The sequence below is a fragment of the Niallia alba genome (genome assembly GCF_012933555.1).
Taxonomy (GTDB): domain Bacteria; phylum Bacillota; class Bacilli; order Bacillales; family Cytobacillaceae; genus Niallia; species Niallia alba.
Map to the genome: position 1 here is coordinate 2867015 of NZ_JABBPK010000001.1, position 26839 is coordinate 2893853.

General features: G+C 34.9%; 32 protein-coding genes and 1 pseudogene. 5 read left to right on the forward strand and 28 right to left on the reverse strand.

From position 1 onward, the window contains the following. Nucleotides 1-29 precede the first annotated feature (29 nt). From HHU08_RS13710 to HHU08_RS13735, 6 genes are all read right to left on the reverse strand, one after another. Nucleotides 30-392 (reverse strand): hypothetical protein, encoded by a 363-nt coding sequence (locus HHU08_RS13710; RefSeq protein WP_016203577.1) that lies wholly within the window; start codon nt 390-392, stop codon nt 30-32. A gap of 74 nt (nt 393-466) precedes the next feature. After that, on the reverse strand, nt 467-736 hold the full coding sequence (gene rpsN, locus HHU08_RS13715; protein WP_169188685.1) for a 30S ribosomal protein S14: 270 nt from the start codon (nt 734-736) through the stop codon (nt 467-469). A gap of 65 nt (nt 737-801) precedes the next feature. Further along, complete coding sequence (rpmG, locus tag HHU08_RS13720; RefSeq protein ID WP_016203575.1) at nt 802-951, reverse strand: 50S ribosomal protein L33; 150 nt, start codon at nt 949-951, stop codon at nt 802-804. Between the two features lie 38 nt (nt 952-989). Next, on the reverse strand, nt 990-2171 hold the full coding sequence (locus tag HHU08_RS13725; RefSeq protein ID WP_169188686.1) for a GTP-binding protein: 1182 nt from the start codon (nt 2169-2171) through the stop codon (nt 990-992). Between the two features lie 461 nt (nt 2172-2632). Next, nucleotides 2633-3895 carry a group II intron reverse transcriptase/maturase gene (gene ltrA, locus HHU08_RS13730; RefSeq protein WP_016205475.1) on the reverse strand — a complete coding sequence of 421 codons (1263 nt, stop codon included), beginning with the start codon at nt 3893-3895 and terminating at the stop codon, nt 2633-2635. Nucleotides 3896-4418: 523 nt separating this feature from the next. Then, entirely contained in the window at nt 4419-4943 is a 525-nt protein-coding gene (locus tag HHU08_RS13735) for a hypothetical protein (protein WP_235678821.1), read from the reverse strand. A gap of 125 nt (nt 4944-5068) precedes the next feature. On the opposite strand from HHU08_RS13735, the gene HHU08_RS13740 reads away from it, so the two are divergent. Then, nucleotides 5069-5335, forward strand: coding sequence for a hypothetical protein (locus HHU08_RS13740; RefSeq protein WP_169188687.1), 267 nt, complete (start codon nt 5069-5071; stop codon nt 5333-5335). Nucleotides 5336-5441: 106 nt separating this feature from the next. Continuing rightward, a complete protein-coding gene (locus HHU08_RS13745; RefSeq protein ID WP_016201461.1) occupies nt 5442-6557 on the forward strand; it encodes an IS4 family transposase in 1116 nt (371 codons plus the stop codon). 518 nt (nt 6558-7075) lie between these two features. On the opposite strand, the gene HHU08_RS13750 is transcribed toward HHU08_RS13745, so the two are convergent. Both HHU08_RS13750 and HHU08_RS13755 read right to left on the reverse strand, forming a co-directional pair. Then, nucleotides 7076-8200: an IS4 family transposase gene (locus tag HHU08_RS13750; protein WP_036180785.1), complete on the reverse strand. Its 1125-nt coding sequence runs from the start codon at nt 8198-8200 to the stop codon at nt 7076-7078. A 232-nt stretch (nt 8201-8432) separates the two neighbouring features. Continuing rightward, complete coding sequence (locus tag HHU08_RS13755; RefSeq protein WP_169188688.1) at nt 8433-9005, reverse strand: GNAT family N-acetyltransferase; 573 nt, start codon at nt 9003-9005, stop codon at nt 8433-8435. 233 nt (nt 9006-9238) lie between these two features. Between HHU08_RS13755 and HHU08_RS13760 the strand changes: the two genes are divergently transcribed. Continuing rightward, the gene (locus tag HHU08_RS13760) at nt 9239-9379 is read left to right on the forward strand and encodes a hypothetical protein (protein ID WP_169188689.1); all 141 of its coding nucleotides are present in this window, start codon (nt 9239-9241) and stop codon (nt 9377-9379) included. A gap of 55 nt (nt 9380-9434) precedes the next feature. Here the strand turns inward: HHU08_RS13760 and HHU08_RS25495 are convergent, their stop codons facing one another. From HHU08_RS25495 to HHU08_RS13825, 15 genes and pseudogenes are all read right to left on the reverse strand, one after another. Beyond that, a complete protein-coding gene (locus HHU08_RS25495; protein ID WP_263479876.1) occupies nt 9435-9560 on the reverse strand; it encodes a hypothetical protein in 126 nt (41 codons plus the stop codon). A 45-nt stretch (nt 9561-9605) separates the two neighbouring features. Next, entirely contained in the window at nt 9606-10505 is a 900-nt protein-coding gene (locus tag HHU08_RS13765) for an IS3 family transposase (protein ID WP_040344397.1), read from the reverse strand. An 11-nt stretch (nt 10506-10516) separates the two neighbouring features. After that, nucleotides 10517-10828, reverse strand: coding sequence for a transposase (locus HHU08_RS25970; protein ID WP_016205489.1), 312 nt, complete (start codon nt 10826-10828; stop codon nt 10517-10519). A 46-nt stretch (nt 10829-10874) separates the two neighbouring features. Continuing rightward, nucleotides 10875-11036: a hypothetical protein gene (locus HHU08_RS13770; protein ID WP_205835616.1), complete on the reverse strand. Its 162-nt coding sequence runs from the start codon at nt 11034-11036 to the stop codon at nt 10875-10877. Between the two features lie 2 nt (nt 11037-11038). Further along, a complete protein-coding gene (gene istA, locus HHU08_RS13775) occupies nt 11039-12601 on the reverse strand; it encodes an IS21 family transposase (RefSeq protein ID WP_016205450.1) in 1563 nt (520 codons plus the stop codon). 485 nt (nt 12602-13086) lie between these two features. Then, nucleotides 13087-14445 carry a DUF4179 domain-containing protein gene (locus HHU08_RS13780; RefSeq protein WP_169188690.1) on the reverse strand — a complete coding sequence of 453 codons (1359 nt, stop codon included), beginning with the start codon at nt 14443-14445 and terminating at the stop codon, nt 13087-13089. Next, on the reverse strand, nt 14442-14999 hold the full coding sequence (locus HHU08_RS13785; RefSeq protein WP_328823011.1) for a sigma-70 family RNA polymerase sigma factor: 558 nt from the start codon (nt 14997-14999) through the stop codon (nt 14442-14444). The genes HHU08_RS13780 and HHU08_RS13785 overlap by 4 nt, the downstream gene beginning before the upstream one ends. 422 nt (nt 15000-15421) lie before the next feature. Then, nucleotides 15422-15706, reverse strand: a complete 285-nt coding sequence (locus HHU08_RS13790; protein WP_016205482.1) for a hypothetical protein — start codon at nt 15704-15706, stop codon at nt 15422-15424. 163 nt (nt 15707-15869) lie between these two features. After that, nucleotides 15870-16052 (reverse strand): hypothetical protein, encoded by a 183-nt coding sequence (locus tag HHU08_RS13795; protein WP_016205483.1) that lies wholly within the window; start codon nt 16050-16052, stop codon nt 15870-15872. Nucleotides 16053-16285: 233 nt separating this feature from the next. Beyond that, nucleotides 16286-17107: a pentapeptide repeat-containing protein gene (locus HHU08_RS13800; protein WP_016205466.1), complete on the reverse strand. Its 822-nt coding sequence runs from the start codon at nt 17105-17107 to the stop codon at nt 16286-16288. A gap of 200 nt (nt 17108-17307) precedes the next feature. Beyond that, nucleotides 17308-17406 (reverse strand): hypothetical protein, encoded by a 99-nt coding sequence (locus HHU08_RS25975; protein ID WP_084668807.1) that lies wholly within the window; start codon nt 17404-17406, stop codon nt 17308-17310. 103 nt (nt 17407-17509) lie between these two features. Next, a complete protein-coding gene (locus HHU08_RS13810; protein ID WP_169188692.1) occupies nt 17510-18043 on the reverse strand; it encodes a GNAT family N-acetyltransferase in 534 nt (177 codons plus the stop codon). An 18-nt stretch (nt 18044-18061) separates the two neighbouring features. Further along, the gene (locus tag HHU08_RS13815) at nt 18062-18811 is read right to left on the reverse strand and encodes a class I SAM-dependent methyltransferase (RefSeq protein WP_169188693.1); all 750 of its coding nucleotides are present in this window, start codon (nt 18809-18811) and stop codon (nt 18062-18064) included. Between the two features lie 17 nt (nt 18812-18828). Then, a pseudogene (locus tag HHU08_RS13820) lies at nt 18829-19017 on the reverse strand (hypothetical protein); the annotation flags it as partial. 30 nt (nt 19018-19047) lie between these two features. Then, nucleotides 19048-19533, reverse strand: coding sequence for an NUDIX hydrolase (locus HHU08_RS13825; protein ID WP_169188694.1), 486 nt, complete (start codon nt 19531-19533; stop codon nt 19048-19050). A 160-nt stretch (nt 19534-19693) separates the two neighbouring features. Between HHU08_RS13825 and HHU08_RS13830 the strand changes: the two genes are divergently transcribed. After that, complete coding sequence (locus tag HHU08_RS13830) at nt 19694-19927, forward strand: DUF378 domain-containing protein (protein WP_101731056.1); 234 nt, start codon at nt 19694-19696, stop codon at nt 19925-19927. 624 nt (nt 19928-20551) lie between these two features. Here HHU08_RS13830 and HHU08_RS13835 read toward each other — a convergent pair. From HHU08_RS13835 to HHU08_RS13855, 5 genes are all read right to left on the reverse strand, one after another. After that, nucleotides 20552-21802 carry a DUF445 domain-containing protein gene (locus HHU08_RS13835; protein ID WP_169188695.1) on the reverse strand — a complete coding sequence of 417 codons (1251 nt, stop codon included), beginning with the start codon at nt 21800-21802 and terminating at the stop codon, nt 20552-20554. Nucleotides 21803-21997: 195 nt separating this feature from the next. Beyond that, complete coding sequence (locus tag HHU08_RS13840) at nt 21998-22864, reverse strand: proline iminopeptidase-family hydrolase (protein WP_169188696.1); 867 nt, start codon at nt 22862-22864, stop codon at nt 21998-22000. Nucleotides 22865-22938: 74 nt separating this feature from the next. Further along, a complete protein-coding gene (locus HHU08_RS13845; RefSeq protein ID WP_169188697.1) occupies nt 22939-23307 on the reverse strand; it encodes a VOC family protein in 369 nt (122 codons plus the stop codon). A 102-nt stretch (nt 23308-23409) separates the two neighbouring features. Then, entirely contained in the window at nt 23410-24120 is a 711-nt protein-coding gene (locus tag HHU08_RS13850; RefSeq protein WP_169188698.1) for a nucleotidyltransferase domain-containing protein, read from the reverse strand. A 26-nt stretch (nt 24121-24146) separates the two neighbouring features. Further along, a complete protein-coding gene (locus HHU08_RS13855) occupies nt 24147-25040 on the reverse strand; it encodes a PhzF family phenazine biosynthesis isomerase (RefSeq protein ID WP_016205378.1) in 894 nt (297 codons plus the stop codon). A 165-nt stretch (nt 25041-25205) separates the two neighbouring features. Between HHU08_RS13855 and HHU08_RS13860 the strand changes: the two genes are divergently transcribed. Beyond that, a complete protein-coding gene (locus HHU08_RS13860) occupies nt 25206-26645 on the forward strand; it encodes a DDE-type integrase/transposase/recombinase (protein ID WP_169187685.1) in 1440 nt (479 codons plus the stop codon). Nucleotides 26646-26839 lie beyond the last annotated feature (194 nt).

A 26839-nucleotide genomic window follows, 5' to 3' on the forward strand; every position in this document is an offset into this window, starting at 1 on the left:
TAAATGAATATTGCTCTAAAAAGAAATAATTAAGAAACAAAAACAAATGTCCATTTCTTATTTTTTCTTTTTTGAAATTTTCTTTCAGTCTTTGAGTAATTAATCCATCGCATTCGATTAATTCTCGCCATTATCATTAAATCTATTTCTGCTTGAGCTTCATCCATTATTTCTTTAATAGTCGACATAGTGAGGGAAAAATGGTCCGCAGCCTCTTTGAAGGGTGATTTTTCAACCATTAACTCCATAAACTGCTTCTCATTTGCAGCAATCTTTTCTAACTCTGCTTCTTTACTTTCTATGTATTGATAAATTTCCCGTTTTCTTTCTGGCAAATTTGCAATAGCACTTCGATAAAAAAATGGAACTAAAATAGGATTTACGGAATTCATTTTATATTCCTCCAACTTTGATTTAAGATAAAAGCCGTCAAACTTTAATATCTGACGACTTTTCTTGTCATTAATCACCAACTTGCTTTTTTCACTCCTGGAATTTGTCCTTTATGAGCATATTCTCTAAAAGCGATGCGGGACATTTTGAATTTTCTCAAATAGCCTCTTGGTCTGCCAGTCACTTCACATCTGTTTTTTAAACGGGTTGGTGAAGAATCTCTCGGTAATTTTCTAAGCGCTTCATAGTCCCCTTTTTCTTTGAGCTCTAATCGAAGAACAGCATATTTTTCAACCTTTGCTTGACGTTTTTTTTCTTTTATTATTTTTGACTTTTTTGCCATTTTTCTTTCCTCCAATCCATTCAATCTATTAATACGAATGATTACGATTTAAACTATATAAAAAACTATTTTGTTTCTCGATGTAAAGTACGTTTTTTTAAACGCGGGCAATATTTCATCAACTCAATACGATCTGGGTTATTCCGCTTATTTTTTGTTGTAATATAATTTCTATCTCCTGTTTCTGTACATGCTAATGTAATTTTTACTCTCATTTTTCTTCCTCCTAGTAAATTTTATTTTTTGCTCATTCTCAGGAAAATGCAGGTAATGGATCAATAAATTTGGTCCAATCCTTTTTCATTTCCATTTCAGTCAATAAACATGCATTTAAATCTTCTTCCATTCGCTGTTGATTCATGCCAATTCCAATAAACACTAACTCTGTCATTCGATCTCCGTATAAGGAATCCCAACGTTTTTGTAAATCTGGATCTTCTTCTAAAACTTCTTTTTGCTCCATTTCTGGATAAGCTGCTATCCACTTCCCTGCACCTTGTATGGTTAAGGAGGGTCCAGCTTGAGAAAGTAGTCCGGCAATATCATTTCTAGTAGCCAACCAAATAAATCCTTTAGCACGAACAACTTCATCTGGCCAGTTTTCTAGCCAATTCATCAATCTAACTGGGTGAAAAGGTTTATTGCTTCGATATACAAAGGAAGAAATTCCATATTCTTCTGTCTCCGGAATATGTTCTTCATTCAGTTCTTTTATCCAGCCTGCACTTTGACTTGCGGCTTCAAAATCAAATAACCCAGTATTTAAAACTTGATTTAAGGGAACGCACGAATATTCACTCTCAATGATTTTAGCTTCTGGATTAAATTTTTGTATAACTGCTTTCAATTCTTGAAGTTTACTTTCTGAAATTAAATCCGTTTTATTCAACACAATCACATTAGCAAATTCAATTTGATCAATTAACAAATCTGCTATTTCTCTTTCATCCATTTCATCCACCGCTTGCTTACGGTCTAAAAGACTTTCGCCCGATGAAAAATCATGCCAAAAACGATTGGCATCTACTACAGTAACCATTGTATCTAACTGACAAAATCGAGATAAGTCAATTCCAACACTCTCATCTACATATGTAAATGTTTGCGCAACGGGAATCGGTTCGCTAATGCCACTAGATTCAATTACGATATAATCAATATTACCTAAACTTGCAAGCTTTTCTACTTCTATTATTAAATCTTCTCTAAGTGTGCAGCAAATGCAACCATTTTGCATTTCCACCAATTTTTCATCTGTTCTTGAGAAACCACCCTGTTTCACCAATGAAGCATCGATATTTACTTCACTCATATCATTGAGAATCACAGCAACTTTTAAGTTTTCTCTATTAGATAAAATATGATTTAATAAAGTAGTTTTGCCTGAACCAAGATAGCCGCTTAAAACGGTAACTGGAATTTTCTTGTTGTTCAATAATTTCACTCCTTTAAATAAATCGAAATGATTACGATTTATAAACCGATAAAAAATTCTCTTTTTTTGCTATTCTTTCTATTTTAACATCTAATGTTAAAATAGAAAGAACTATTATATAATAAAACGAAATGATTACGATTTGCAAGTGTTTATAAACAACTTTTTAAAAGAATTATTCTATATGTAGTGAATTTTTGTGTACTTATCCTATTTATTTAGAGAAAAAAGGGAAAACTTTCCCCTCTTTTCTGTGACTACTATATTGTCTCTACTAACTTTATTAGCTTAGTCTCAGTATTAAAAATTCTAGTTCGAGTATCATTTTTTGAAAGCAATAAATTATTGCCATTTTGATCAAAGCAATATGCAATCGGGATAGAAAAACCACAATTTCTGTAGGAGTGAGTAGACCGAAGGAACCTCCCCCTCAGTCTCTCTCAGAACCGTACGTGAACCTCTCAGCTCATACGGCTCCCATTATTCATCGCCGGTTGTATTCCATATTTCCAATGCACAAATAACTTGCGTTCTCGATGTGCAATAGCTCCTAACCAATGTTCCGCTCTTCTTCGATGTTTTCGCTTTTTGTATTTTCGGCGAACCCATTTTACCAAGCAACTATTAATATATCGCAGTACACTGTACATTTCTGATTTATAGAAATGTCCATAGTAATTAATCCAACCTTGGATTTTCTTATTGAACATGTTGGAAATATCCTGCAGTGTTTTATCTACTTTGAGCTGTAGTCGCCAACTTCTCACTTCTTTTCTGATTGCTTTCTTTGCCTTGTCGGCAATAGCTGGCAAGAAGTTTGTAAAGAATTTTCCATATTTATTCTTTGAGTGCCTTGGACGAAATGTGTATCCTAGAAAATCGAAAGAGATAGTCGAATAGTCCCCTTGCCTATCATCATCTTTACAATAGACAATTTTCGTTTTCTCCAGGTTCAACTCCAATCCAAACAATTGAAATCTTTCTTCCAGTCTTCGTTGAAGATATTTGGCTTGTTTCAATGAAGCACAGTGTGCTATTCCATCATCAGCGTATCTTGCCCAAGGAATACTTGGAAATTCTTTTGTCATAAAATCATCAAATGTATAATGAAGAAATAGATTCGCAAGAACTGGACTGATGACCCCTCCTTGCGGAGTGCCAGAAGTCCGCTCTGTTAACGTTCCGTCCTCCATTTGAAAAGGTGCAGTTAGCCATCTTTGTATATATAAGATGACCCATTCTTGATTTGTATGACGTTTTACCATTTCAATGAGGTAATCATGTCGGATATTATCAAACAGTCCCTTAATATCGAACTCTAATACCCAGTCTTTCCTCCAACATCTTTTCCTTGTAGCCTCGATCGCATGAATCGCCGATTTATTTGGTCGATATCCATAAGAATCCTCATAAAACAATTTCTCCACTGATGGTTCAAAATATAATTTCGCAACCATCTGTGCCACTCGGTCTTCGACTGTAGGTATACCAAGTGTTCTTGTTCCACCGTTCTTTTTGGGAATAGCTATTGCTTTTACTGGTTTAGGAAAATAGCTTCCTGAGGACATACGATTCCATAGTTTGTACAGATTATTCTTCAAGTCTAGTTCGAAGCTCTCAATAGACTGTTCATCAATCCCGTATGCCCCTTTGTTGGCTTTAACTCGCTCAAATGCAGTCATTACTGCATTCTTTGAAATACTAAACGGTTTTGTTTCTTGCATAGGTTCCTCCTCCTTTCAAAGTTGACCTATCCTTTGAAACTGAATAACTTGGATTCTTCGCTCCGTTTCTATTACAGAAGTTTCATCACTACTACAACCCAATCTGCCCCTATGACTGCATCGGTACTCTTTTCTTGTGGGTCTTCCACTTGAAATACTCCCTTAACATCAGCCCGTAGGTTCCCACGTTCCGTACAAACGCCTGTGTTATGTTCATGCCACCTCTATGCCGCCCACCACTTAGACAGTAAACAGGTTTCCTCTAAGCTCATCCTAGGTTAACGACTACCCCCTAGTTTTGATGGAATCTCTACGCTTTCGACATTTCCGTAAGTGGTTCACATGTTCATTCATCTCCATAACACGCACTTGACAGTTCTTGACTGCCTTTTCCTTAACGCTCAATACCATAGCTTTTGACTACAGCACCTTAAGGTAGTTTGAAATCTCCACCTGTATGGCGACTCCGACGGGCCCACCGTCATCATTTGTACAGCATAGCTGCTTTGAGTAGTCTCGCTACTCACGCACACTTTCGTGGCGCACAGCCGTCGGCATGGCTTGTCCCAATAACCATAGCTTTTTCCCTTATCGCAATTTTTCTTGCTTCATCTGTCCATTCTTCATATTGTTCTTCACTAAACATTCCAACACCTATAGGATTAAAAATGATATCAACCTTTCCATTCTCTAAACCTACTAATCCTTGAAAAATCTCTCTACATAGTAAATAACCGAATGAAAAATTTTTATCGTTTATTTTGGATGGTGTATATAATCCTTCATTCTCAGGTGTTTTTGCTCTTTCTAAAATTATTTTTCCAAAATGGTTGGCGATAAATACTCTATCCTTATTCTTTTCATCTTTATATCCTGTAACAATGTATGTTTGATGTTTATTTGCTAAATGACATACTTCCTCTAAATAATTGGCTGTAAAATAACCTTCTGGAAATAGCATTAAATCAACTTCAGAATTACTCTTTATTTCCGCTATTAATTGTTGTAAGTTGTTCTCACGTTTTGGTTGGCCGATTAATATTTTCATTGCTTCCTCCTGATTATTTGATTGATTTCTCTTAAACAACTAGTTTTTCACTTTTAAAACAAATTACCTTTGTTTTTTGGTAAAATAAAGAATAAACTGAAAATGAATTAAAGGAATATTTAATTATGAATGTAATGAAGGGATTTGTTGTCAGCTTTGCTTGTTATATATTTCTAAACGCTATCTTGTTTATTAGTCATCATAGTGTGCAGGAACTCACCGCCCTACTTATTTATCAAACTATTTTGGGCTTTTTTATTATTTTAGTCCAAACTATCATAATAGAAATTTGTCTTCAAGTGGAGGGATATAATAGATTATTTGCTATGATGATAGGATTTATTTATGGAGTTGCGATCACTAGTGTTGCATTAATTTATTTTCACTATTAAAAATACTCAAAATGTTCAATTTTATTATTTTATGCAAAGAAAAAGTCCTTTATAATGGATAAGTCAGGTGGTAACCCGTCCAAATCCACTAAAAAAGGACCAACTCATGGACAAGATTACACGAAAAACTTCATTTGGACAATGGTTTTCACCAATAAATCTTCAACTTTTTGAAGAAACCGTGAAAACGTTGAAATTAGATTACTATACGAAAAAACTAAAAACAGACTCATTTCTAAAATTACTCCTTTTTGCACAGCTACAAGAAGTCGAAAGTTTGCATGAGCTAAGCGATTGTCTTTTCGACGACCAACTACAAAAAGGCATTGATCTTGATTCAATCAGTATTTCTCAGCTCTCACGCCGATTAAACGGTATAAATCCAGATTTATTTCAAAGGCTTTTCCTTGATTTAGTCGCACAAATTCATGCAAAAACACATTATACAAAGCTTATTATGCCGTTAAAAATCATTGATTCAAGCACATTGCCACTTAATTTGACCAATCATAAATGGGCAAAGTTCCGCAAAACAAAAGCGGGTGTCAAGTTGCATTTGAGACTTGTGTTTATGGAAAAAGGGAGTTCCTATCCTGAAAAGGCTGTTTTAACAACGGCAAAAGAACATGATCGTGGTCAGCTTGAAATCATGGTTGATGATAAAGAATGCATGTATGTGTTTGACCGTGGCTACCTAGATTACGAGCGCTTTGACCGAATGACAGATGATGGTTACTTTTTTCTTTCAAGGCTACGGAAAAACGCAGTCATACGGGAAGTTTATAATTTTAAACTACCCGAGAATTCAGCTGTTTTGTCAGATCAAATGGTGTTGATTGGTACGACTCAAAACCGTGCTGAAAATTACTTTCGTCTTCTAAAAGTGATGGATTCAAAAGGAAATGAACTGCATTTAATTACCAATCGTTTTGATTTGAGTGCCGAAGAAATTTCAGAGATGTACAAATCACGGTGGGCAATTGAGTTGTTCTTTAAATGGATCAAACAGCATCTCAGCATCAAAAAGTTCTACGGTCAAAGTGAATGGGCGATTCAAAACCAAGTGTTTATCGCACTGATTGTTTTTTGCCTACATGTTCTCGTACAACTTGAAACAAGAAGTAAGCGAAAAACCTTACAAATTAGCCGTTATTTAAGGGCTGCATTGTGGAAACCAGCCCATATCTGGCTTCGAAAGATTGAAGGGAAAGCCATCCCTTAATAAGCAAATTGTTGTTGTCGCACAAGTCTAATTGTAAAAAAAACCCAAATGGATGGAGCCACCTTTGAATAGGTATTTACCTTTTTGGCTCTAAACAAGGAGGATAATCAGACTGAAAATTGCGACAATATTTATGCAACACTAGTGAGTTGCGATATCTATTTTATTTTCCGGCACGATAGATGTAGAGATCTCCGCTCATTTGTTAATTGGTTTTATGTTTAGTTTTTGCTTTTTAATCTATATGATAGTTAGAGGGGAGAGCAAGATTTAATATATTAATTTTTAAATAGAGAAACAGTATTTGTGTTAATTTTCTTTCAAAATTGATTATCTACAAACTATTTATTAAAATTTATCTTTTATTTTTTTTCACTAACGTCGCATAAATATTGACTGAATTTTCTGTTTTATTATTTTTCCGTTTGAGAAGAAAAATGAAGACACGTGAACAGAGGTAGTAATCATCCATTTTTTCACTATAACCTTTGGCGAGGGCGACAGAGACGGTTAAACCTTTACGGGACAGCTCTTCCTGCTATTTTTCGAATCCAAATGTGTGCGGATTTCCACGGTGCTGCTTTTAACAACCGACTAATTTGTAAGTACGTCCGTGAACTGTTTGTACCCAACTGAGCCAGTACGTTTAAACAGTAGACAATCATCGCGATGTACACTTGATTATGGACAGCTTGTTCGCTTTGTCCGTAGAACTTTTTGATGTTCAAGTGTTGTTTCATCCACTTGAAAAACAGCTCGATTGCCCAGCGTGATTTGTACAGTTCAGCGAGTTCATCCGCATTTAAGTCGAAACGATTCGTGATGAGGTGCAGCTCATTCCCTTTTGAATCCATCACTTTCAGTAGTCGAAACTCATTACCAGCCCGACTTTGTGCTGTGCCCAAAGAAATCATTTCATCTGATAAAACAGTTGAATTTTTTGGAAGGTGAAATTTCTCGATTTGATGTGTAACGGCGTTTTTTCGTAAGCGTGAGACAAAGAAATACCCGTCGTCTGTCATACGGTCAAATTGCTTGTAATCCAAGTAACCACGGTCAAAAACATACATGCACTCTTTGTCGTCAACAAGTACTTCTAGCTGACCTCGATCATGTTCAATCGCATTCGTTAACACCGCTTTATCCGGGTATGAACAGCCCTTTTCTAAGTAAACAAGACGTAAATGGAGCTTAATGCCTGATTTTGTTTTGCGGAATTCAGCCCATTTATGATTGTTCAGGTTCAATGGTAACGTACTTGAGTCGATGATTTTCAGTGGTGTTGTCATTTTCCGTCGCTTTTCAAAATGCGTTTTCTTATGAATTTGCGCGACTAAATCTAGAAACACCTGCTGGAACACCTCTGTCGGCACTTGATTTAGCCGGCGTCCCAGTTGCGAAAAGCTAATTGATTCTAGTTCGGTTGCTTTTTGTAGGTCATCCGAGAATAACGTATCACTAACCGCACGTAGACTTTCGGTTTCGTTGAGTTGTGCGAATACGAGTAATTTCAAGAATGAAGCAATGTACAGCTTCTTTGTATAGTAATTTAATTGATAGGCTTCCACAAGTTCCTCTAGTTTTGTGGAGGAAATCGGTGAAAGCCATTGTTCAAATGATGTTTTTCGTGTAAACTTATCCATGCGTATGTCCTTTATTTTGGATTTGGATGGTTTACTACCACCCAACCATTATAAAGGATTTTTTTGTGCATGAATAATATTGCAGAAAATTCAGATTTATAAAGGGCTTTGAATTATTTTAATGCGACGCTAGTGATTTTTTTTAAGAATAATTTTCATTTTTTAGTCTTTAACGTATTTTTTCTCCCTTTACATAAAAAATTGTCTTATCCTATCCATGCTTCACTCACTATCATAATAAAATTTCTTGTCTTCTCTTTATCCATATTTCTTTTTTTAAAATATAGTGATTTTTCTCAAGTACTTGATTATGCTTTGAGAATAAACTCTTTTCTGTATGGATTAAACTAAAACCAATATACTCCATTGATTTGCAGGAATTTATATTGTCTTTCCATGCCACTGCATGAATTTCTTCAGCAAATAACTGAAAAAATACAAAATCATAGATTAGAATCCTTGCTTCTTTTGTATATCCCTGCCTCCAGTATTTCTTACCTATCCTTTGTGCTTCTGAGGAAATTAACTTTGGATTCTCATCTTCTAATGCGATCCAATAAGTCCCAATAAACTCTTGAGTTTCATTATTAATTATAGCCCATGAAATTAGTCCATTTAAGTCGCGATATTTACAAAGAAGTTCATATGTTTCATTCTCATTGATTGGAACAGTATTTCCTGTCCATAAATGAAGGTCTGGCTCTAGAAACATATCAAAAAAAGATTGGTTATCTATATCTGGATTAATCATACGTAATGTCACTTTATTACCTTTTAATATGGGAGCTTTTTTAAAATAGTCCATACAACACATCTTTTCCATTCCGAAAAATTTCAAATTAAATATAATATTATTGTATCTATTTATTCAAAAAACTCAATTGTAACTAACAAACTCGAATTATAAAACTATCTGAAAAGCTAGTTCAGCAGCTGTTTAGTTTTAATAGGAATAAGGACGGAGAAATTAGCAATAAAAGAATAGTCTAGCAAGTGATTTTCTCAAATATAGTATAAAAAGAAAGAAGAGGTTTGTTAATGAAGGTTACCTATAGTGTTCTAAGAGAGATCAATATAGGTACAGCTTTACCAATAGCAAAAGAATATAATTTCAAGCAGAGGGAATTTGAAAATTTCATCTTTCTTTTAGAAAATGAAGGATATGTAGAAACGGATTAACCCCCGAATTTTGGACAATAACTCTCTTATTCTTTCATTTCCTCAGTTTTTTATTTTATAGATTTCTTTCATTATTCTTCAAAAAGGCCATGTTGCTTGACATGGAGCCTCTGCGGGCATGATTCTCCTGCCAAGAAGCCAGCTGTTTTACAACATTGGCATCGCCGAACGAGGCTATCATGCCCGCCACTCCAAATCAAGCTGATGCTTTGAATGAATACATCCATTACACCCGAACCTCCTTGATCACCAATGAATCTTGTTTTTGATAGAATTCCTTTGGTGACAAATCTAGTATACTAGAATGCATACGTCTCTCGTTGTAGAACTCCATAAAATTCATGACTTCTTGATATGCTTCTGTGTAGGTTTCAAACTGCCATCTGGATAGGCAATCGTCCTCAAAAATGCGATGGAAAGACTCAATATGAGCATTCATATTTGGTGTTCTTGGTGGAATTCTTTCGTGCTCAATTTTGGAATCTTCACAAAACTTTTCAAAAGTATGGGAAATAAACTGCGGTCCATTGTCTGTTCGGATTACAGGTTTTTCCAATTCATCATATTGTTGGCGTTTTAATAATGCCCTTTTCAGTGTCTGTTTGACATCATCTCCAGTGCAGCTTAATCCCATATGATAGGTAATGATGCCCCTGTCATAAACATCGATGATGGACATGACAAAGAAAAAGCGATCCTCACCTTCGATAAAGCCATATTTAATGTCAGCTTCCCATAGCTGATTAGATCTTGTAATAATGCGATTTCTTGCTAGTTTCCTAGGGTATGAGACTTTCTTTTGGCGCTGTGGGCGTAAGATGCCCAATTCTTTACAAATCCGGTATACTTTTTTCTTGTTAATTTTAAGTTTGTATTTTCGCCTTAAGACCTTAGTGAGTTTGCGATAACCATAGTTATAGCAATCACCGGCAATCTCTTCTAGTAGAAATTCTTTAATCTGTTCGTCTGATATCTTTTGACCGTCCTCTTGGATCGAATAACCTGGTGCTGGACGTCCCTCACTTACTTTTTTCTCCTCAACACGATAATTCTTTTGATAATAGTATGTGGATCGAGGAATACCTATGATTTTAAGCACCTTTGAAATCGAGTAGCCTTTTTGAATCCATTTGTTAGCTACTTCATGCTTTTCAGCAAGTGAGGGTTTTTCTTTTTTATAAGATCCCTCAGGATCGCTATTTCAAGGTCTTTTTCACCTAATAACATTTTAAGTTTTTCATTTTCTTTGGATAATTCTTTGGAGTCTATATCTGGCAGCACAGCCACATCTACTTCACCAAATTTACCATCTTTGTATTCACGAACCCAGCGACTAACCATATTGGGATTCAGATCATACCGGCGAGCTACAAGGGTATTCTTCCCTGTGTCTTGGGCTTCCTTGATGACTTGTAATTTAAATTCTTTAGAATGTTTTATTCGTTTCATGATGTCAGCCTCCTTGGTACATTAAGCAGTATAATAAATATTACTCTTATTGTCCAAGTTCATTTTGGGGCTTATGAGCATCTAACAGGAATTGAGTAAATGAAAGGTCTTTTTGCTCAGCTTCTCTGATCAAATGGGGGAGATGCTTGGCAGTTTCAACGAGTCTTAACCCTTTCATTATGTCTTGTAATTGTTGGATTTGGCTCATCGCTATTCAACCTCCATTAAAACCGTGTAAGTATCTACTTTTCTTTTGTATGCTTCTGTTTCTAAAACCCATTCTGATAGCCTGTTCAAAGTCTTAACTTCTTTCTTTTTATCAATAACTGTTTCATGTACCTGGCGCTGACGTTTCACATATGCAATGATATCGCCAAAATCAGTTGCACTGTATAATTTCCTTTTTAAACACTCTGCTAACGCTTTAGTCAGTACTTCGTTATCGATACCTTTTGTTTCGCGCAAGATGATTTGCAACTGGTCTTTAATGTAACGAGGATTTTTTTCCCTAACCTTCTCTAAATATTTAAAGGCTAGTTCTTTATCTTCAAATCTCTCAGCCACTGTATTAATGAATGCTCCAACACCTTTTGTACGATCCCTACTATGTTTTTTATCTTTTATTAACATCCCTTTCCCTTCGGGAATTGAATGTTTTGCAATAATTTCGCCAGTATCAGGTATATAAATAACTAATTCTTTAGTCTCCGTTTCCTTGATACATACTTTTTCATATTTGTTATAAGTTCCAAGTGGAAGAGAGTACCGATTAGATTGGTAACGAATAGTATTGTCCTTATGAACACATCTTGCTATACTTATCTCATAGTTATTTTGAATATCTATATTTTGGGAGACTGGTTTTAAGTGTTGCTTTTCCAGGAGGAACACTTCGAATGGTCTCTTTTTTGTTGTATTGTGTATTTTATAGTTACCCGTTCTGTTCAGCCATTCCCATCCTTGCTCATTCCAAGAGTCGATGTTATGAAACACTCTATGTTTGGCATAGTTTTGTTTGATAAATCCAACTACATTTTCTATTCTTCCCTTACTCTCAGGGTCAGCTTTTCTACAAACCCGAAGGTTTATTCCTCTGGATTCTCTATACTGCTGAAATTCTTTAGTTAAAATTAGATCTCCACCATTTTCGCTAACAACAATTAAACTATCTTGGTCATAAACGATCTCATTGGTCATTCCTCCATACCATTTAAACGCGTTCTCATGGGCTTGTATAACATCCCGTGTTGTAAATGGTCTATCCAACCACTCTTTATACTTTTGTCTAGAATGTGATAAGACAAAAGCTATAAAGTTGAGTTTGGCTTCCTTATTATCAACAGTTTTTTGTCTCGTATGACCAAAATCTACTTGCATTTGTTCTCCCATTGGGGGATCAGGAATTGCCTCATACATTCGAGGAGATGTTTCCTTATTTATTTTGTATTCTTCTCTTAATGCTTTTACATATGTTCTTACTGTACTTTCTCCAACAGTTAGATCTTTATATTTCTCTAAAAGCCAATCATAAACTTGTGCTGCTGACATATCCGGATGCATTCTCAACCAAGATAAAATCAGTTCTTTATATGGATCTAATTTTTTCTTTTTATACTGAAGAGAATCAACCCATTCCGCCATCTCCGAAGGAGATCTCTTTAAGTGCCTGTAAACAGTTGTTCGAGAAACCCCTAACTTTTCAGCTATCTTTGTCTGACTAAATCCTTGCTTTAATAATTGCTTTATCTCCATGTACATTTCCCACTTATCCACCTTCGCTAACCTCCACTGCAAGTATGAACTATGATCATTTTACAGTGATAGGTTGATATTTTTTGCTGGTATATTTGGGTAAATAAGCGTTTCATCTTATCAAGCAAAAACTGTACACTTTATTCTAGCAGTCACAATAACATTTTACGACACAAAATATACACATAATATTAATCTATTGAGGAACTATTTTAAATTTAACTTAAAGAATTCAATACAGTATAGATCGAGTTTTCTTATACAAATGTTTAGTAGGATAATATCTTATGCATTAATTTAAGTATTAATAAATTTTGTCGCTTTTTCGTGTGCGATTTTATATATTAAAACCAATAAAACAAAGAAGAAGAAAAGACCAAATCATATGCAATTTGGTCTACTTATAAGTATTCTATTTCATATGTTTCCCCACAGAAAGGGAATTACTTAAGTTTTTTTGGGTTCCTTTTCTTTTTAAAAGATATCGGAAAAAGCGATAGATTAGACTATTTTAATGGAACTTCAATTTCTAAATCCTTCAATATTTCAGGAGCTTCTTCTTGCATATATTCAATAGTCAATTCTTTTTTGGGAATATTCATATATTCCTCTTCGAAAATATAATGATCCTTCTCTTTAAAGGTTATAGATTTATTAGCCCCATAATATACTTTGCCCTTACGATCCTTTAATGTAAAATAGTTCGAATGGGAAAAAGGAAACGGACTATTTAATTCATAGGTTATCGTCATTACATTCCCCGTATATTTAACTCCAATAATATTGATTTTCCCCCATCCCCCTATATCTAAATTAGTATCCTTCCCTCTAAATGGTTCTTCTATTGGATTATATGTCGAATTAATATTGACGATCATTGGTTGAATGGTCACCGAATCTGTATTTTCATCTAACCCTTCAAATGATTCCTGAATAGAATCCACCACTTCCATATTATCCTTTATTGTGATTCCACCATAGCCATGTGTATTATAAATCCAAGGTATTACTTCTCCCTCATTTGTGATTAATCGGAACATTAAAATTTTATCATCTTTTTTTGTCAGTGGACGTTTAAAGCTCATCTTAACCACTGTAGTGATTGGCGTTCTTTTTATTTCTTCAACTGTAAATTCGCTCTCATTGCTTTGTCTAGTAATCATCGGAGCCATTATTTCTAGGTTTTCCGTTTTGGTAAGTTTAAATTCAAATTGAAAGATTTCATACTTTCCGTTTATTACTACTGCATAATAGGGATGAACTTCAATTTCCTTTGGTAATTCCTTATGTTTAATGAAATTTACTGTTCCAATCCCAGCTACTTTATTGGGAGTCACCAATTCATAATTACCATCTGTTAACTTCCCTAAACCAGCTCTTGCTTCTTCCTTAAAGGAAACATTTAGATTATCAATCTGATAATCTTTGATTGGTTTCTTTGATTCTACTACATAACTAAATGATATTCTTTCTCCATCATAAATTGCTTCTTCTATCGTCATTTCTACATCATTACTTTTTGAAGTAGCAATAATATTTGATACTAATTGGCTGTCCTTCCCTTTCTTTAATCCACCATCACCATATGCTTTGAAAATAGATTCAATAAAAGGGATGGAAGAGAGTGTATTTGCTAGAGTTGGTGAAAGTTTTGGAAAAGTCAGCATTAATGAAATGAATAGACAAGCAATTATCGTAGTTACTATATATTTTTTATATAAAATCACAAAATTATGATGATAAGCCTTCTCTTCATTCTTATTTTTCACTTGCAATAATACTTTTTGTCGATCTATTTGTGAAAAGTGGGCATCTTTCATTACTTCTCCTATTGACTCTTTTATGACCTTGGAATCATTCTTCATCTGAACTCCTCCTTATTTAGGAATGGGATAAGATTTTTTCTGCCTCTTCTTAATCTCGTTTTAGCAGTATTTCTGGAGATTTGTAGAATATCAGCAATTTCATTAATATCAAGCTCCTCATAATAATATAATAGGATGACTTCTGCATATTTTGGCGAGAGATTTAAAATTATATTTTTTAGTTCCGCTTGCATAATTTGATCAATTACTTCCTCTTCTGGAGAAGTCACGGTCTCACTCTTATAATCATCTTTCTTAAATAAAGTAAACCGCCTAAAATAAGCACTTTTCACATAATCCTTACATTTATTAATTGTTATTCGGTAGAGCCAAGTTCTTAATTTAGCCTCTCCTTTGAACGTTTTTAAATGGGTGTAGCACTTAATAAAAACAGTTTGCACAATATCTTTTGCTGTTTCTATATCCTTTACATATGTATAAGCTAACCGTGTCAGTTCATCTCCATACAAAATCATAATCTCTTCTAACAGTTTATCTAATTCATTCTCCTCTACTTCATTTAATAAGAAATGCTCCAATTTTTTCAATATCACTTCTTCCCCCCTTACAGAATCGCTAGTTAGACGACATGGATTTACAATAGGGTGCACTTTTATCGTTATAATTTGCATAATTTTCCTAAATAATTATAGCACCTTTTTATTTATCCATATCGGCATACTTTAAGACATGAAAAAGCTGAGTTCATTTACTGAATCCAGCCAATTATTTGAAATAAGGTTTGTCCTCGCTAATTCCCCATCGTTAATACAAAAAATAAGTAAAACAAAATCTTAACTAATGTCGGAAGCGCTTCAAATATCATATTCATTCTCCTAACCCATTCGATTATTTAATATTTAATATATAATATGAAGCAGATAAGCTAAATGTAACCGCTTACTTTATTGTGCACGTCATTAAAATGATTAAAAACTATATGTACGCAAGAAAAAAACTCTCAAACAGAGAGTCTCTAGCTTACCTTATAAAATTTATCAATTTTACCAGCTAAAATTCTTAGAAAGTTATTAATTGTCATATTTTCGATTTTTTTCGAATACCATGACAATTTATTGCCCATGTCTTCACCATCATAATTAACATTTAATGGAACGTATCCTTTTGATTTGGACGATAAAGTATGATCGAAGGCAATAATTAATACTTTCCCCTCAGGTGTTTCTAATTTGACCTTGTATCTTGGAAATTTGTAGTCTGAGCTATACTTAACACCTTTAATCTTAGCCTTAGTTTTCATACATTCTCCTTCAGAGTGTGTCTATTTACTATTATAGCTTAAATGAAAAGAATTAGACATCATTTACTGTAATAATGAGAAGAATAGGCATTTGTATACACAAAACAAAAAACTATTATATACTTGAAGTCTCAGTATATCTCAGAATTTTCTAATCGATTTATTATTCTGCATTAGCAACTACTTCTACAGATCCGTCTTCTGCGTAATGCATAATATTTACAATTTTGTAGTAAGCTTTATCAATTATTATTGTTTCTCCGATGGATGGCGGGATTTGAAAAATAATTTGCTTTGACTGCCAACCTTTCACTTTATGCTGAAATAAAGTATTTAGTCTCACCATGACCAATCTCCTCTTTCTATTGATATTCCAAGAAACGAGTTCCTTCATTATATTTATGCACCACTAAATCTGAGCTTTCCATTTCATGAATAAAAAATTTCTATTTATGAAAGTTGATGATTTTTTATCATTTCATTTATCCAAAGATAGACACTTAAGACCTAAAAAAACTGAAATCAGTAAATGAGTTCAGTTTAGTATTTTATTTAGATTGTAACTTGTCACACGAAAAATCAAGAAATACTACTCTTCGTCCAATGACTTGGCTTTTCTAGATAGTTTGGTATTTTAGTATGTACATTCCCAATGGCTGAATTAATTTGTGACTGTGTGAGAAAGAGAGCGTCTGTTAAATTTGCACCACTTAAATCAGCGTCTCTAAGATCTGCCCCAATAAAGTCTGCTCGCCTTAAATCACATTTGCTTAAATTAGATGCAATCATTAGTTTCCCACGAAAATCTTCACCTTGTAGATTTAAACCATTAAAGTTAGTGTCTATATAGTTTGATTTATTCTTTAACTGTCTCTTTTTCCCTTTATTCACACAATTGTTTCTATATTTTTTGCTTGATTCTATTAATAGTGCATTAACTTTACTGCGATGGAAAACAATATCTATTTCTAAAATCTCTTTTGGCTTTCTTACTGTTAGCTCAACTGTATCTTCATAAATCTTTTGAAGTTTGCCATGAAAAGACGAAGTTTCCTTTAATGTTAGTGTTTGATGAAGGTACCAAAGCATTTCATGCAATTGTTGAACAAGAAGAAAGACTTCGAACATTTCTCTTGCATGTTCTCCCTCCCGCCAGTCCATACCGTTATAAATAGACTGTGAAACATGCTGCCCTGCACCAAAACACTCATAAGATACACACCCATGGAAACCTTTATCCTTTAATGTTTCATGGATGGAACAAGAATAATTTGAACATAAATGGATACAGGGTTCGCCTCCATCTTTATTAATTGGAAAGTCTGCTGATTTTCCAAATGGCAATGCTGTACAACACAGTCCAAAGCAGTTTTGACAATCTGACTTTAAATTATTTATCATTATTAGACACTTCCTAAAATATAATTACAAACTTCTTGGTGGATCTGTAAACTATTTACCAAAATAATATAGATGATAAGGGAAAGTGGCAGTGTTACTATCAAGAAAACTTCCCTCAGTGGGGGTTTTTCTCATCCTCCACTGAGGGTTAGTTGCACTTATCGGACCTTTACGGGCAGTTATTCCCCCACTTAGCTTCCTCAATTTTTCTCAACTTTAGCTGGGGGATTACTGCCCGTTAAGAGTGGGACAAAAATCAGACGAATACCTAAAGGGGATATCCCAAAGTATTCGCCAATACCTCCACAAACTCCAAAATTGCTTTATTGTTAGCCGATTTTGGAGTTTTTCGATTCATTCTTATTCCCCATTTAAATTAATATATTTTTCCTCACTGATAGTTCATTTGCGATACTCCATCAACCAACAATCATGATACTCGCCTTCATGCAATTCATGTTTCGGAAGAATTTTGACCTTCTTTAATCCACACTTTTCATAGCATGAAATTGCTCTTACATTCCTTGCTTGTGGATCCATAACTACATAGTCTGCTTTCTTATTTTCAACTAAAAAGTTAATCATTGACGTGACGAGTAATGTTCCGATTCCTTTATTCCAATAGTTACTCTCGCCAATAAATTGGTCTGTTCCGTATATTAGTTCTGTCTTATACCCATAAAACATACTCGTTTTACTATCTAATTTGTAAAACTGAATATACCCAATCGCTTTATTATCATATTCCACGATGCATCTCACTTCATCGTCTTCAGAAGAATAAAACACTTTATTCACTTTATCTAAATCAAACGGCTTATCTCTCCCTTCATCAAATTTGAGGACAGATGGTTCAGAAAGCCATTTAACTAAGCGAATATTATCCTTTTTTTCTAATTTACGAACTTTTAAAAGACCACTTTCGTATATTATCATCTACTAATCTCCATTTTTTTATAATTTCCTAGCAACAATCGTAAATTCCCATGGAATATTTTCATTTTTCCAACCACGATGTTCATCAAATCGATCTAGCTTAAACGCAGCAGGTATCAATGAATTAATGATTTCGCTAAGTGTATACAACCGGATAGAAACAGCAGGAAAATCCACTTGTTCTTCTTCAGGAAAAAATTGTTTAAAAGCAACATCTCCTGTTTGTAATCCTGAATCAAAATATGTTTGCTTTACAGTGAAATCTTCATTCAAGCATTTTAGAAAAGGGTGATAATCACTTAGAATCATCGTTCCATTCTTTTTTAAAAGCGAGGACAGAATCGACATTAATTTATCAAGATCCTTAAAATAATGTAAGATTCCGCCTTCTAAATAGAGCATATCAAATGAGTTTCCGTAAGTTTCTAGATCTATATCATAAAGATCTCCAACAACATAGGTGATGGAAATATTGGCATAGTAAGCTAATTCTTTTGCATAACGTTCATTTTCCACTGATATATCAAATATTGTCACATCTGCGCCTAATAAGGCTAATGGTACAGCTTTTCTCCCATTTGAACCACATAAATTCGCTATCTTTTTCCCTTCCACATTGTTAAAATACACTTGATGTTTTTTTAAACTTCCTAAGGGATTTTTCTTTAATTCAATCGCTTTATCCTTTGGAGGACCATCCCTCTGCATCCAAAATTCATAGGCGCGATATTCCCAAGCCACTTTATTAGCCGAGCTTTGCTCATTCATAATGGAAACCCTCTCCTTTATAAATCAATATTTTTTCCTAATAACCCCAACCTTTGCACTTGCACGAGTTCATTACCTTGAAATTCCATTCGGTAGATATCTGGCTTTGGCGTATTTAATAAAAAATCCAAGCCAAACTGATTGTCATAATAGCCCATCATTAATGTCATTACTACACCATGTGTTCCAATTACTATGTTCTTTCCATATAGATATAAGTTCCCATACTATTCTCCTTACTTAGTGACTCCAACACGTAGCCAGTCCAAAGGTGATTTTTTTGCGAAATGTTTTTCAATATGTGTAAGAACTTCATCGTTTCCTGGTAATGAAACATATTCGATTGCTTCCTTAAAGGATAACCATTTATATTCACTATGCTCATCATTTAACCTAACATGTTCATCATCCTCTATGAAACCAACAAAGACAGGCGCAATGTAAATGTAGTTTTCTAGCGGAGAATATATTTGATCAAATGTATTCGTGCTGTAGAGTAGTAAATTTGTAATTCCCGTTTCTTCTTTCACTTCTCTTAAAGCTGCTTGCCAAGCTTGTTCTCCTTGTTCTAAGCTGCCTCCTATATAATAGCACCACATATCTTTCAATATCGGTGTTGCCCTTTTTAATAATAAGACTTTATACATCCCCTCTATTTTTTTCAATAACACAACTGCTATCCCAGTACTGCGAATAGGTGTTTGCGCCTCTTCATTTGCCATGTTTTATCTTCACTCCAATATTAAGATTATATTTTTGTAAAATTAAGTCTTTTCTATTATAAACTTTTTCCTCTTAAACTGGTAATATTTCTTAGTTTTTACTTTTGCTGAAAGGTGGTATATAGGTAGTAGTAAACATAATCTAAAAGGAGGTATAAAGATGAGTGTATTACAGAAAATTGCCTTAATACTTATGATTATCGGAGCAATTAATTGGGGACTTATCGGCTTATTTCAATTTGACTTAGTTGCAGCTATTTTTGGAGGGCAGCATGCAGGATTATCCCGAATTATCTATAGCATCGTTGGAATAGCAGGTTTGCTGAGCATTAGTTTACTTTTCCCTTCAAAAAGCTTATCAAAAAATAGCACAAAAGAGAGAACTGTATATTAAAAAGGTTTCATAAAAAATAATAGAGGATGGGACATAACTAAATAGATACTCTGTAAAGACGAACAATTTCTAATATAGCTAGTAAATAGCAGCTGCTTTCGCATACTTTTTACAAGAGGAAATATAATTAGTTGGAAAAACAGAGCAGCCGGAATACACGAAGACTCCTAAGGGATTGGCGAGACAGTCTGAGACCCTGCAGGCCACAGGCCGAAGCGGCTCAGCGCGAGCCCCATGGAAAGCGAAGTGTATTCCGGCTGCGGGGAATCGCACCAAACTTCATGGAAACATCCTTTGAAAAACAAATAAAAGCCCGAACAATTATACGGAACATTCATTAGCATCTTCGTATAATTGTTCGGAATTATCCTTGGCTGGAATACTTGTGTCCCAGCCTCATTATTTATTTTAGTAGATGAAATTCAAAACCTTTATTCGAAAATGTATTTGTCTTTTTTTCGATCCTAAAGTGAAACTTCCCTTAGTGGGGTTTTCCTTCATCCCCCACTAAGGGTTAGTTGAACCAATCGCGGACCTTTACGGACAGTTGCTCTCCCACCTTCCTCGTATTCTCATAGCTTGAGGGGGGAGGGGGGTCCATTAAGAGTGGTATAAATTATACGCTTATAATATATTCGCCACTAACTGAATGCCACTTAAAAACAGGCCAATAATAAAACCACATACAGCTCCGTTTACACGGATCCATTGTAAATCTTTGCCGACATTATTTTCAATCATATCGACCAGTGTTTCATTATCTAACTTGTCGAGATTTTCTTTTACTAAATTACCAATTTGATCATGATTATTCTCGATAAAATTAGAGATTTGTTGAACAATCCACGGATCAATCTTTTCGCCATTTTCTTCGATTTTTTCTACTAATTGCAAAATAAATGGAATTACTTTTGTTTCCATGAATTCTTCGTTTTCAAGAAGTTCAATCGCCTTTTCTTGTACCTGTTTAACGCTTGCTAAGATCGTATGATTAGATTCAAGTGAGTCTAACACTTTATCTTTCCATGTATTGATTCCTTCTAAAACCTTATCGTTTTCTGGAAGGCTCTCAATCTCCTTGCGAATATAAAGAATGAGCGCTTCTCGATTTTGCTCTCCTTCTTTTTGGAGACTTCGCATTCCACTTAAGCAAAGGTTTTGGACAATTTGCCCTAACTTATCTTCTGTTAAAATATTTTGCAAAGTCTTTAATGCGAATTGAAGCATGCCACTTGCTTCTACATTATTTAGTACATTCATCGAAACAGAACCAAGTTTTCTAGCTGTTTCTTCTTTTCTTAGCCAAGTTTCTGTTTTTACTAAAACATGATCCAATGCTTTTTTATCTACTTCCTCGGTAATTAACTGATTAGTAAGCAGTGTTAAAATATTACTTATTTGCACATTGGATAAAGCAGATGACATTTGCTCTCGAACAAACGGAGTGATCGTTTCTACATTGATATTGCTAATTGCTTGTTGTGTAGCTTTTATCATTGCTTTTTTGACTGGTTCAGTTTGAATTCTTGTTTTAATAGCTGCTGTGACTTTTTCAGTAAAAGGAATATTCTTCACTTTATCCTGAATACTTTCCTTCGATAACCAATCCTTTTTTAAAACACTCACTAATCCATTCACCATTCTATCCCTGTTCTTTGGCAATAGTGCAGTGTGAGGTATTGGTAACCCGAGTGGATGTCTAAATAAAGCTGTAACTGCAAACCAGTCCGCTAATCCCCCAACAAGTCCAGCCTCAAAGCCGCCATGTAATAAATGAATCCACATATTATCTTGAAAAGGGAATGTTAAAATAAATCCAATTCCCATAATAATAAGTGAATATCTTGCAATTTTTCTTGATGATCTTTTTTCCACACATTGTCCCTCATTTTACTTTTAAAATCGTTATTTACATCTTTCCAAGATGTAGAACCTCTATTCTGTAGTATACCAATAATCGCCTAAAAACAGAAAGAATAAGTAAAGATTTGCTGAATTTTTTCTTATTTGCGCAGTAAAAGCCAAAAGGTTTATTACTCCTTTCGGCTCTCCTACTTTGATTCTTTTGTTTTAATGGTCTATTTGAGACAAAAATCTATTCATAACTTGTCTATATTGTTCTGGTTCTTCTATATAGGCCATATGGGCACTTTTTTCAAATATATGGAAAGATGCATTTGGTGTTTTCCTACTAAAATATTCCGTTGATGCTGGAGTTGCTTCATCAAATCGCCCACATGTATACAAAGTTGGAATCGATATTTCCGCTAATCGTTCCGTACAATCAAAGGATTTTAAGTTGCCTTGCACCGTGAATTCCGATGGTCCCCACATTATTTGATATACATGGGGATTTCTAAAATGCTTGCCCTGTTTAAGATGTTCAGGATAAGGCTTTAATCGACATACAAAATGATCATTGAACACTTCAATTGCTTTTTGGAAGGCTGATGAATCAGTCGTTCCATTTGCTTCACTTCTTTTAATCGTTTCTTGAATTTCTTTCGGTAATAAAGTAAGATTTTTCTTTTGATCTTCTTCCCATAACGGAGCACTTAAACAAGGACTTGAAAAAATAATACTACCAATTCCTTCTGGCTCACTAAAATAATAGGCTGCTGCAAGAGTTGTTCCCCATGAATGACCAAGAATATGTACCTCATTTAGCTCTAACGCTTTCCGAACAAGCCCAACTTCTTCGACAAATCGATCCAACGTCCAGAGTGAATCGTCCTCTGGTCGATCCGATTTTCCACATCCCAACTGATCATACAAAATGACTGGCCGATTGATTGCCAAATCTTTTAATCCTTGTAGAGAGTAAGAACTAGAGCCAGGTCCACCATGCAAAACAAGGAGTGGTATTCCTGTTGCTTGTTGATTATGGATAACATACCAAACCTTTCCACCTGTTACTTCGATAAATCCTTCTTTCATCGGTTGACTCCTTTATGTATTTTTCTACTAGTTTAGCATATTATTATCTCTCAATCGCAAAAGAACAGCTATTTCTATTTCTTTCTTTCAATTATCTCTACACGATTTCCAAATGGATCACGGAATTCAAAGCGCTCATATCCTTCAATCGCAATAGAATCTGCAATCTTTACGCCTAGTTTACTAAGCTTATTTTTCCATACAATCATACTATCTACTTGATAAGCAAGATGAGATTTTGTTGAATACCGATCAAATCCATCCTCCGTACCAACATGAACATCCATGTTTCCAAGTGTTAACCAAAAACCACCTCTACCTTGTAAGGATAATGGCTTCTCTATCTCCGTTAATTCTAATACTTCACAATAAAAATTCTTTGCCTCTTGTTCAGTACCTTTTGGAATCGTAATTTGGACATGATGCACACCAATAATAGTCATCTTATATCCCCCCTCCTCTAAACTTCCTCCTATCAATCGTACAAGATAGATTGCTAAACACACATTTTTAATTTAACATTTTGGTTATCCGCACATCTCTTTTCATTTCTTCCCAAGTGAAAACCCAGCAAATAACTTTCCACCATATGGATCTAGCACTTGTTCCGCAAGTAAAATTACTTTTGTCTTTTCCCCTGTTCGATAAAAAACTTGAAACGCCTCAATAAATTTATCAGCGAAAGTTAAATCATATTGACGTAAAGATCGAACCATCCATTTCGAAGTTCCTATCCACTGGTTATTTACTCTTAAGACAAATTCATGAAGAAGCATACTTAACGAACTTGCGATAAAAATAGCTTCTTGTTCATTAGTAGAACCAATAAAATCATCTAATACGTCCGAAATAAAGTATCGCTTCGTTCTAATTGTTTCCTCCGACCATTCTTTAGGACCAGCTACTAACATTTTTTCTGCCTCTTGTTTTATATCATTTAGAACGCCATCATTCCTCAACACGATTCCTTCTGTTACCATTCGTTGCATAGATGGTTTCGCTATATGATAATCCATTAAGAAAAAATCCTTGTAAGAGGATAAATTATGTACAAAGACTTCGATAGGCCACCCAAATTCACATACAGACTCTCTGAAGGAAGATTCGATTTGTTCATCAAAAACGACTATATCAAGATCCGATGTTGCTGTCGCTTGTCCTCTTACCACACTTCCCGCTAAAACCGCTGCGTTGCAATTAGTAAAATATTTATCAATAAAAAGACGAGCTGCTTCTATTGGTTCTAATCTTTCCATCTAAATCTCCTTTTCTAATCAATATATCATTCTAATATTATTTTAATTTCCTTAACAAATACTGCAGTCCCACTTATCTCAACATCCAGTTGATCATCCTTATCGGAAACGGTGACAGAAACTTTTCCATTCCGACCTATTTCCTTGCCTTGCTCGATAACAATAGGTTGGTTCTTTCCCTTATCATTTATATAAGTAACGTAATAGGCTCCCATCACTCCAGAAGCTGTTCCTGTGACAGGATCTTCTATCGTACCAGAAAAAGGAGATGAAAAATGTCTACCATGCATTGTTGCTTCTCCCTCAAAAGTTTCGAGGCAAAATGGGTGAACAGATGCATTTGGAATCTCTTTTAAAATGGACGGGAACAAATCATTTTTTGGAACCATTTGTGAAAATACATGTAAACTCTTTATTGGAACAAGCAATGTCCATATCCCTGTACTTCCATAAAGGATAGGCTGATTTACATCTAAATCAGATTCTGCGATGCCAATTGCCTCTGCCAATTCTTTTCTTGAACCGTTAAATTCTTTAAATTGTGCAGGTATTTGTTTCATAATAATAGAAGGGGTTGACTGTTCCTTTTGATTAATTCGAATAGGTAGAATCCCTGCTCTCGTCTCAATCAAAATCGTCTCTTTTTCAGGAAGATGCCCATTTGCTTTTAACGCAAAAACTGTAGCAATTGTTGCATGACCGCAAAGATTCATTTCATGTCCTGGTGTAAAATAACGTATTCTCAAATCGGCAATATTTGATGGCAAAACAAAGGATGTTTCATTAAAGCCTACTTTCTCCGCTATTTTTTGCATTTCTGACTCGTTAAATTTTTCCCCTTCTAAAACTATTCCTGCAGGATTTCCTTGATTTGGATGCTCTGTAAACGCATCGTAATGCAAGACGGAAATGGTTTTCATTATCTAACCCCCACCTATATATTCGTATTGTCAAAACTTTTATAGTAAATAGGTTATTAAATCCTATCTGAGAGGGCTTTATAAGCAAAAAAATTGCCACCCCCTGAATTCTAAGGATAATTGAGGTTACGACACTCTCAACAACCTAGAAAAGGAAGTGACAATTTGTACCCTCAAATTATAACCTATTTATTAACTTTTATAAACTATCAAGAACAACTAATTCGAACATTGCTTACTTTATTGATTGGTAAGAGTATGTTTGATAAGCCTACTGAACAGCCAGTAAATAAACCATATCGAAAACTTCAAGTGGACGACCTTCCGGTCATTGAAGTTCTGGAACAGCTTGATTATCGAGTTCTTCTTAGTGAATATCTAGAGAAGAACGGGAAACCACTTAAACCTGTTCAAAGGCGTAAGAATGCAAAAGTTTCCGTACCTAAATCCATGAACTGCCCAAAGTGTGGTGCTCCATCAGATTATCTTTATGCCAACAATGGAGATAAAGGCCAGTATCAATGCAAGGTGTGTACAGAGCTCTTCAGTGAAAAGAACCGTTATTCTAAGGAAGCCATCCTGAAGTGTCCTCATTGTTCCAAAACTCTCGAGAAAATAAAAGAAAGAAAAGATTTTCACGTGTTTAAGTGCAAGAACAATGACTGTTCTTATTATCAAAAGAAGCTCAATGGGATGACTTCAAAAGAAAAGAAAAGGTTCAAAAAGGACCCTCAAGCATTTAAATTAAGATACATTTTCCGTCAGTTTCATATCGATTTCCAGCCGTTATCCAAGGAATCACCAGAACTGCCGGCCGTTGACTTATCAAAGATTTATGCATCACCACATACATTAGGATTAATCCTAACCTATCATGTAAACTATGGCCTTTCGGCCCGTAAAACAGCTGCGATTATGCAGGACGTACACGGAGTGATGATTTCACATCAGACTGTATTGAACTACGAAAATAGCGTAGCTTTATTACTTAAACCTTATGTGGATCACTATCCCTATGAACTTTCAGACCAATTCTGCGGTGATGAAACGTATATCAGAGTAAACGGTCGATGGCATTATTTATTTTTCTTTTTTGACGCCGTGAAAAAGATTATTCTTTCGTATCCGGTGTCGCCTAATCGAGACACAGCAACAGCCATTCGAGCAATTGATGAGGTCTTAATCAAGATGAAAGAGATTCCAGAAAATCTGACCTTTGTGGTAGACGGGAATCCAATCTATCTTTTAGCCCAACATTTCTTCGCTCAACATGGGATTTCATTCGATGTGAAGCAGGTCATTGGATTAACCAATGAGGACCCTGTTTCGACCGAATATAGACCACTGAAACAAATAATTGAGAGACTTAACCGCACCTTTAAGGGCAATTATCGCTCCACTCATGGATTCGGCTCTGAACATGGTTCCATTTCATACGTCACCTTATTTACGGCCTACTTTAACTTTTTGCGTCCGCATGCCGCCTTAGAAGGAAAAGTGCCCGTAGTGAATCCAGAACTCAAGGGGCTTCCAACAATGCCAGCACGTTGGACAAAGCTCATTGGATTAGCACAACAATGGATAGTAGAACAAAGACAAGCCTAACTTTTTGTTTAGCTGAGCCCTTAAGCTAATTCAGCAATCGGCGGAGCGAACTCTTGACAAACCGAACTTGCCAATGGTTTAAAATGGAAACAACCAAGGGCTTATTTGGTATGCCTTCTTTTGTTCCCTTCGCCCTTGTTAAACAATCCTCAAACCATTGGCGTGTTTGTCAAGAGCGATTGCGGCGCATCTCC

Excerpts from the sequence above, each read along its gene's own strand:
- HHU08_RS13710 (WP_016203577.1), bottom strand. The coding sequence starts at position 392 with ATGAATTCCGTAAATCCTATTTTAGTTCCATTTTTTTATCGAAGTGCT.
- rpsN (WP_169188685.1), bottom strand. The coding sequence starts at position 736 with ATGGCAAAAAAGTCAAAAATAATAAAAGAAAAAAAACGTCAAGCAAAG.
- rpmG (WP_016203575.1), bottom strand. The coding sequence starts at position 951 with ATGAGAGTAAAAATTACATTAGCATGTACAGAAACAGGAGATAGAAAT.
- ltrA (WP_016205475.1), bottom strand. The coding sequence starts at position 3,895 with ATGCAAGAAACAAAACCGTTTAGTATTTCAAAGAATGCAGTAATGACT.
- HHU08_RS13735 (WP_235678821.1), bottom strand. The coding sequence starts at position 4,943 with ATGAAAATATTAATCGGCCAACCAAAACGTGAGAACAACTTACAACAA.
- HHU08_RS13740 (WP_169188687.1), top strand. The coding sequence starts at position 5,069 with ATGAATGTAATGAAGGGATTTGTTGTCAGCTTTGCTTGTTATATATTT.
- HHU08_RS13745 (WP_016201461.1), top strand. The coding sequence starts at position 5,442 with ATGGACAAGATTACACGAAAAACTTCATTTGGACAATGGTTTTCACCA.
- HHU08_RS13750 (WP_036180785.1), bottom strand. The coding sequence starts at position 8,200 with ATGGATAAGTTTACACGAAAAACATCATTTGAACAATGGCTTTCACCG.
- HHU08_RS13755 (WP_169188688.1), bottom strand. The coding sequence starts at position 9,005 with ATGGACTATTTTAAAAAAGCTCCCATATTAAAAGGTAATAAAGTGACA.
- HHU08_RS13760 (WP_169188689.1), top strand. The coding sequence starts at position 9,239 with ATGAAGGTTACCTATAGTGTTCTAAGAGAGATCAATATAGGTACAGCT.
- HHU08_RS25495 (WP_263479876.1), bottom strand. The coding sequence starts at position 9,560 with ATGATAGCCTCGTTCGGCGATGCCAATGTTGTAAAACAGCTGGCTTCT.
- HHU08_RS25970 (WP_016205489.1), bottom strand. The coding sequence starts at position 10,828 with ATGAAACGAATAAAACATTCTAAAGAATTTAAATTACAAGTCATCAAG.
- HHU08_RS13770 (WP_205835616.1), bottom strand. The coding sequence starts at position 11,036 with ATGAGCCAAATCCAACAATTACAAGACATAATGAAAGGGTTAAGACTC.
- HHU08_RS13780 (WP_169188690.1), bottom strand. The coding sequence starts at position 14,445 with ATGAAGAATGATTCCAAGGTCATAAAAGAGTCAATAGGAGAAGTAATG.
- HHU08_RS13790 (WP_016205482.1), bottom strand. The coding sequence starts at position 15,706 with ATGAAAACTAAGGCTAAGATTAAAGGTGTTAAGTATAGCTCAGACTAC.
- HHU08_RS13795 (WP_016205483.1), bottom strand. The coding sequence starts at position 16,052 with ATGGTGAGACTAAATACTTTATTTCAGCATAAAGTGAAAGGTTGGCAG.
- HHU08_RS13800 (WP_016205466.1), bottom strand. The coding sequence starts at position 17,107 with ATGATAAATAATTTAAAGTCAGATTGTCAAAACTGCTTTGGACTGTGT.
- HHU08_RS13810 (WP_169188692.1), bottom strand. The coding sequence starts at position 18,043 with ATGATAATATACGAAAGTGGTCTTTTAAAAGTTCGTAAATTAGAAAAA.
- HHU08_RS13815 (WP_169188693.1), bottom strand. The coding sequence starts at position 18,811 with ATGAATGAGCAAAGCTCGGCTAATAAAGTGGCTTGGGAATATCGCGCC.
- HHU08_RS13825 (WP_169188694.1), bottom strand. The coding sequence starts at position 19,533 with ATGGCAAATGAAGAGGCGCAAACACCTATTCGCAGTACTGGGATAGCA.
- HHU08_RS13830 (WP_101731056.1), top strand. The coding sequence starts at position 19,694 with ATGAGTGTATTACAGAAAATTGCCTTAATACTTATGATTATCGGAGCA.
- HHU08_RS13840 (WP_169188696.1), bottom strand. The coding sequence starts at position 22,864 with ATGAAAGAAGGATTTATCGAAGTAACAGGTGGAAAGGTTTGGTATGTT.
- HHU08_RS13845 (WP_169188697.1), bottom strand. The coding sequence starts at position 23,307 with ATGACTATTATTGGTGTGCATCATGTCCAAATTACGATTCCAAAAGGT.
- HHU08_RS13850 (WP_169188698.1), bottom strand. The coding sequence starts at position 24,120 with ATGGAAAGATTAGAACCAATAGAAGCAGCTCGTCTTTTTATTGATAAA.
- HHU08_RS13855 (WP_016205378.1), bottom strand. The coding sequence starts at position 25,040 with ATGAAAACCATTTCCGTCTTGCATTACGATGCGTTTACAGAGCATCCA.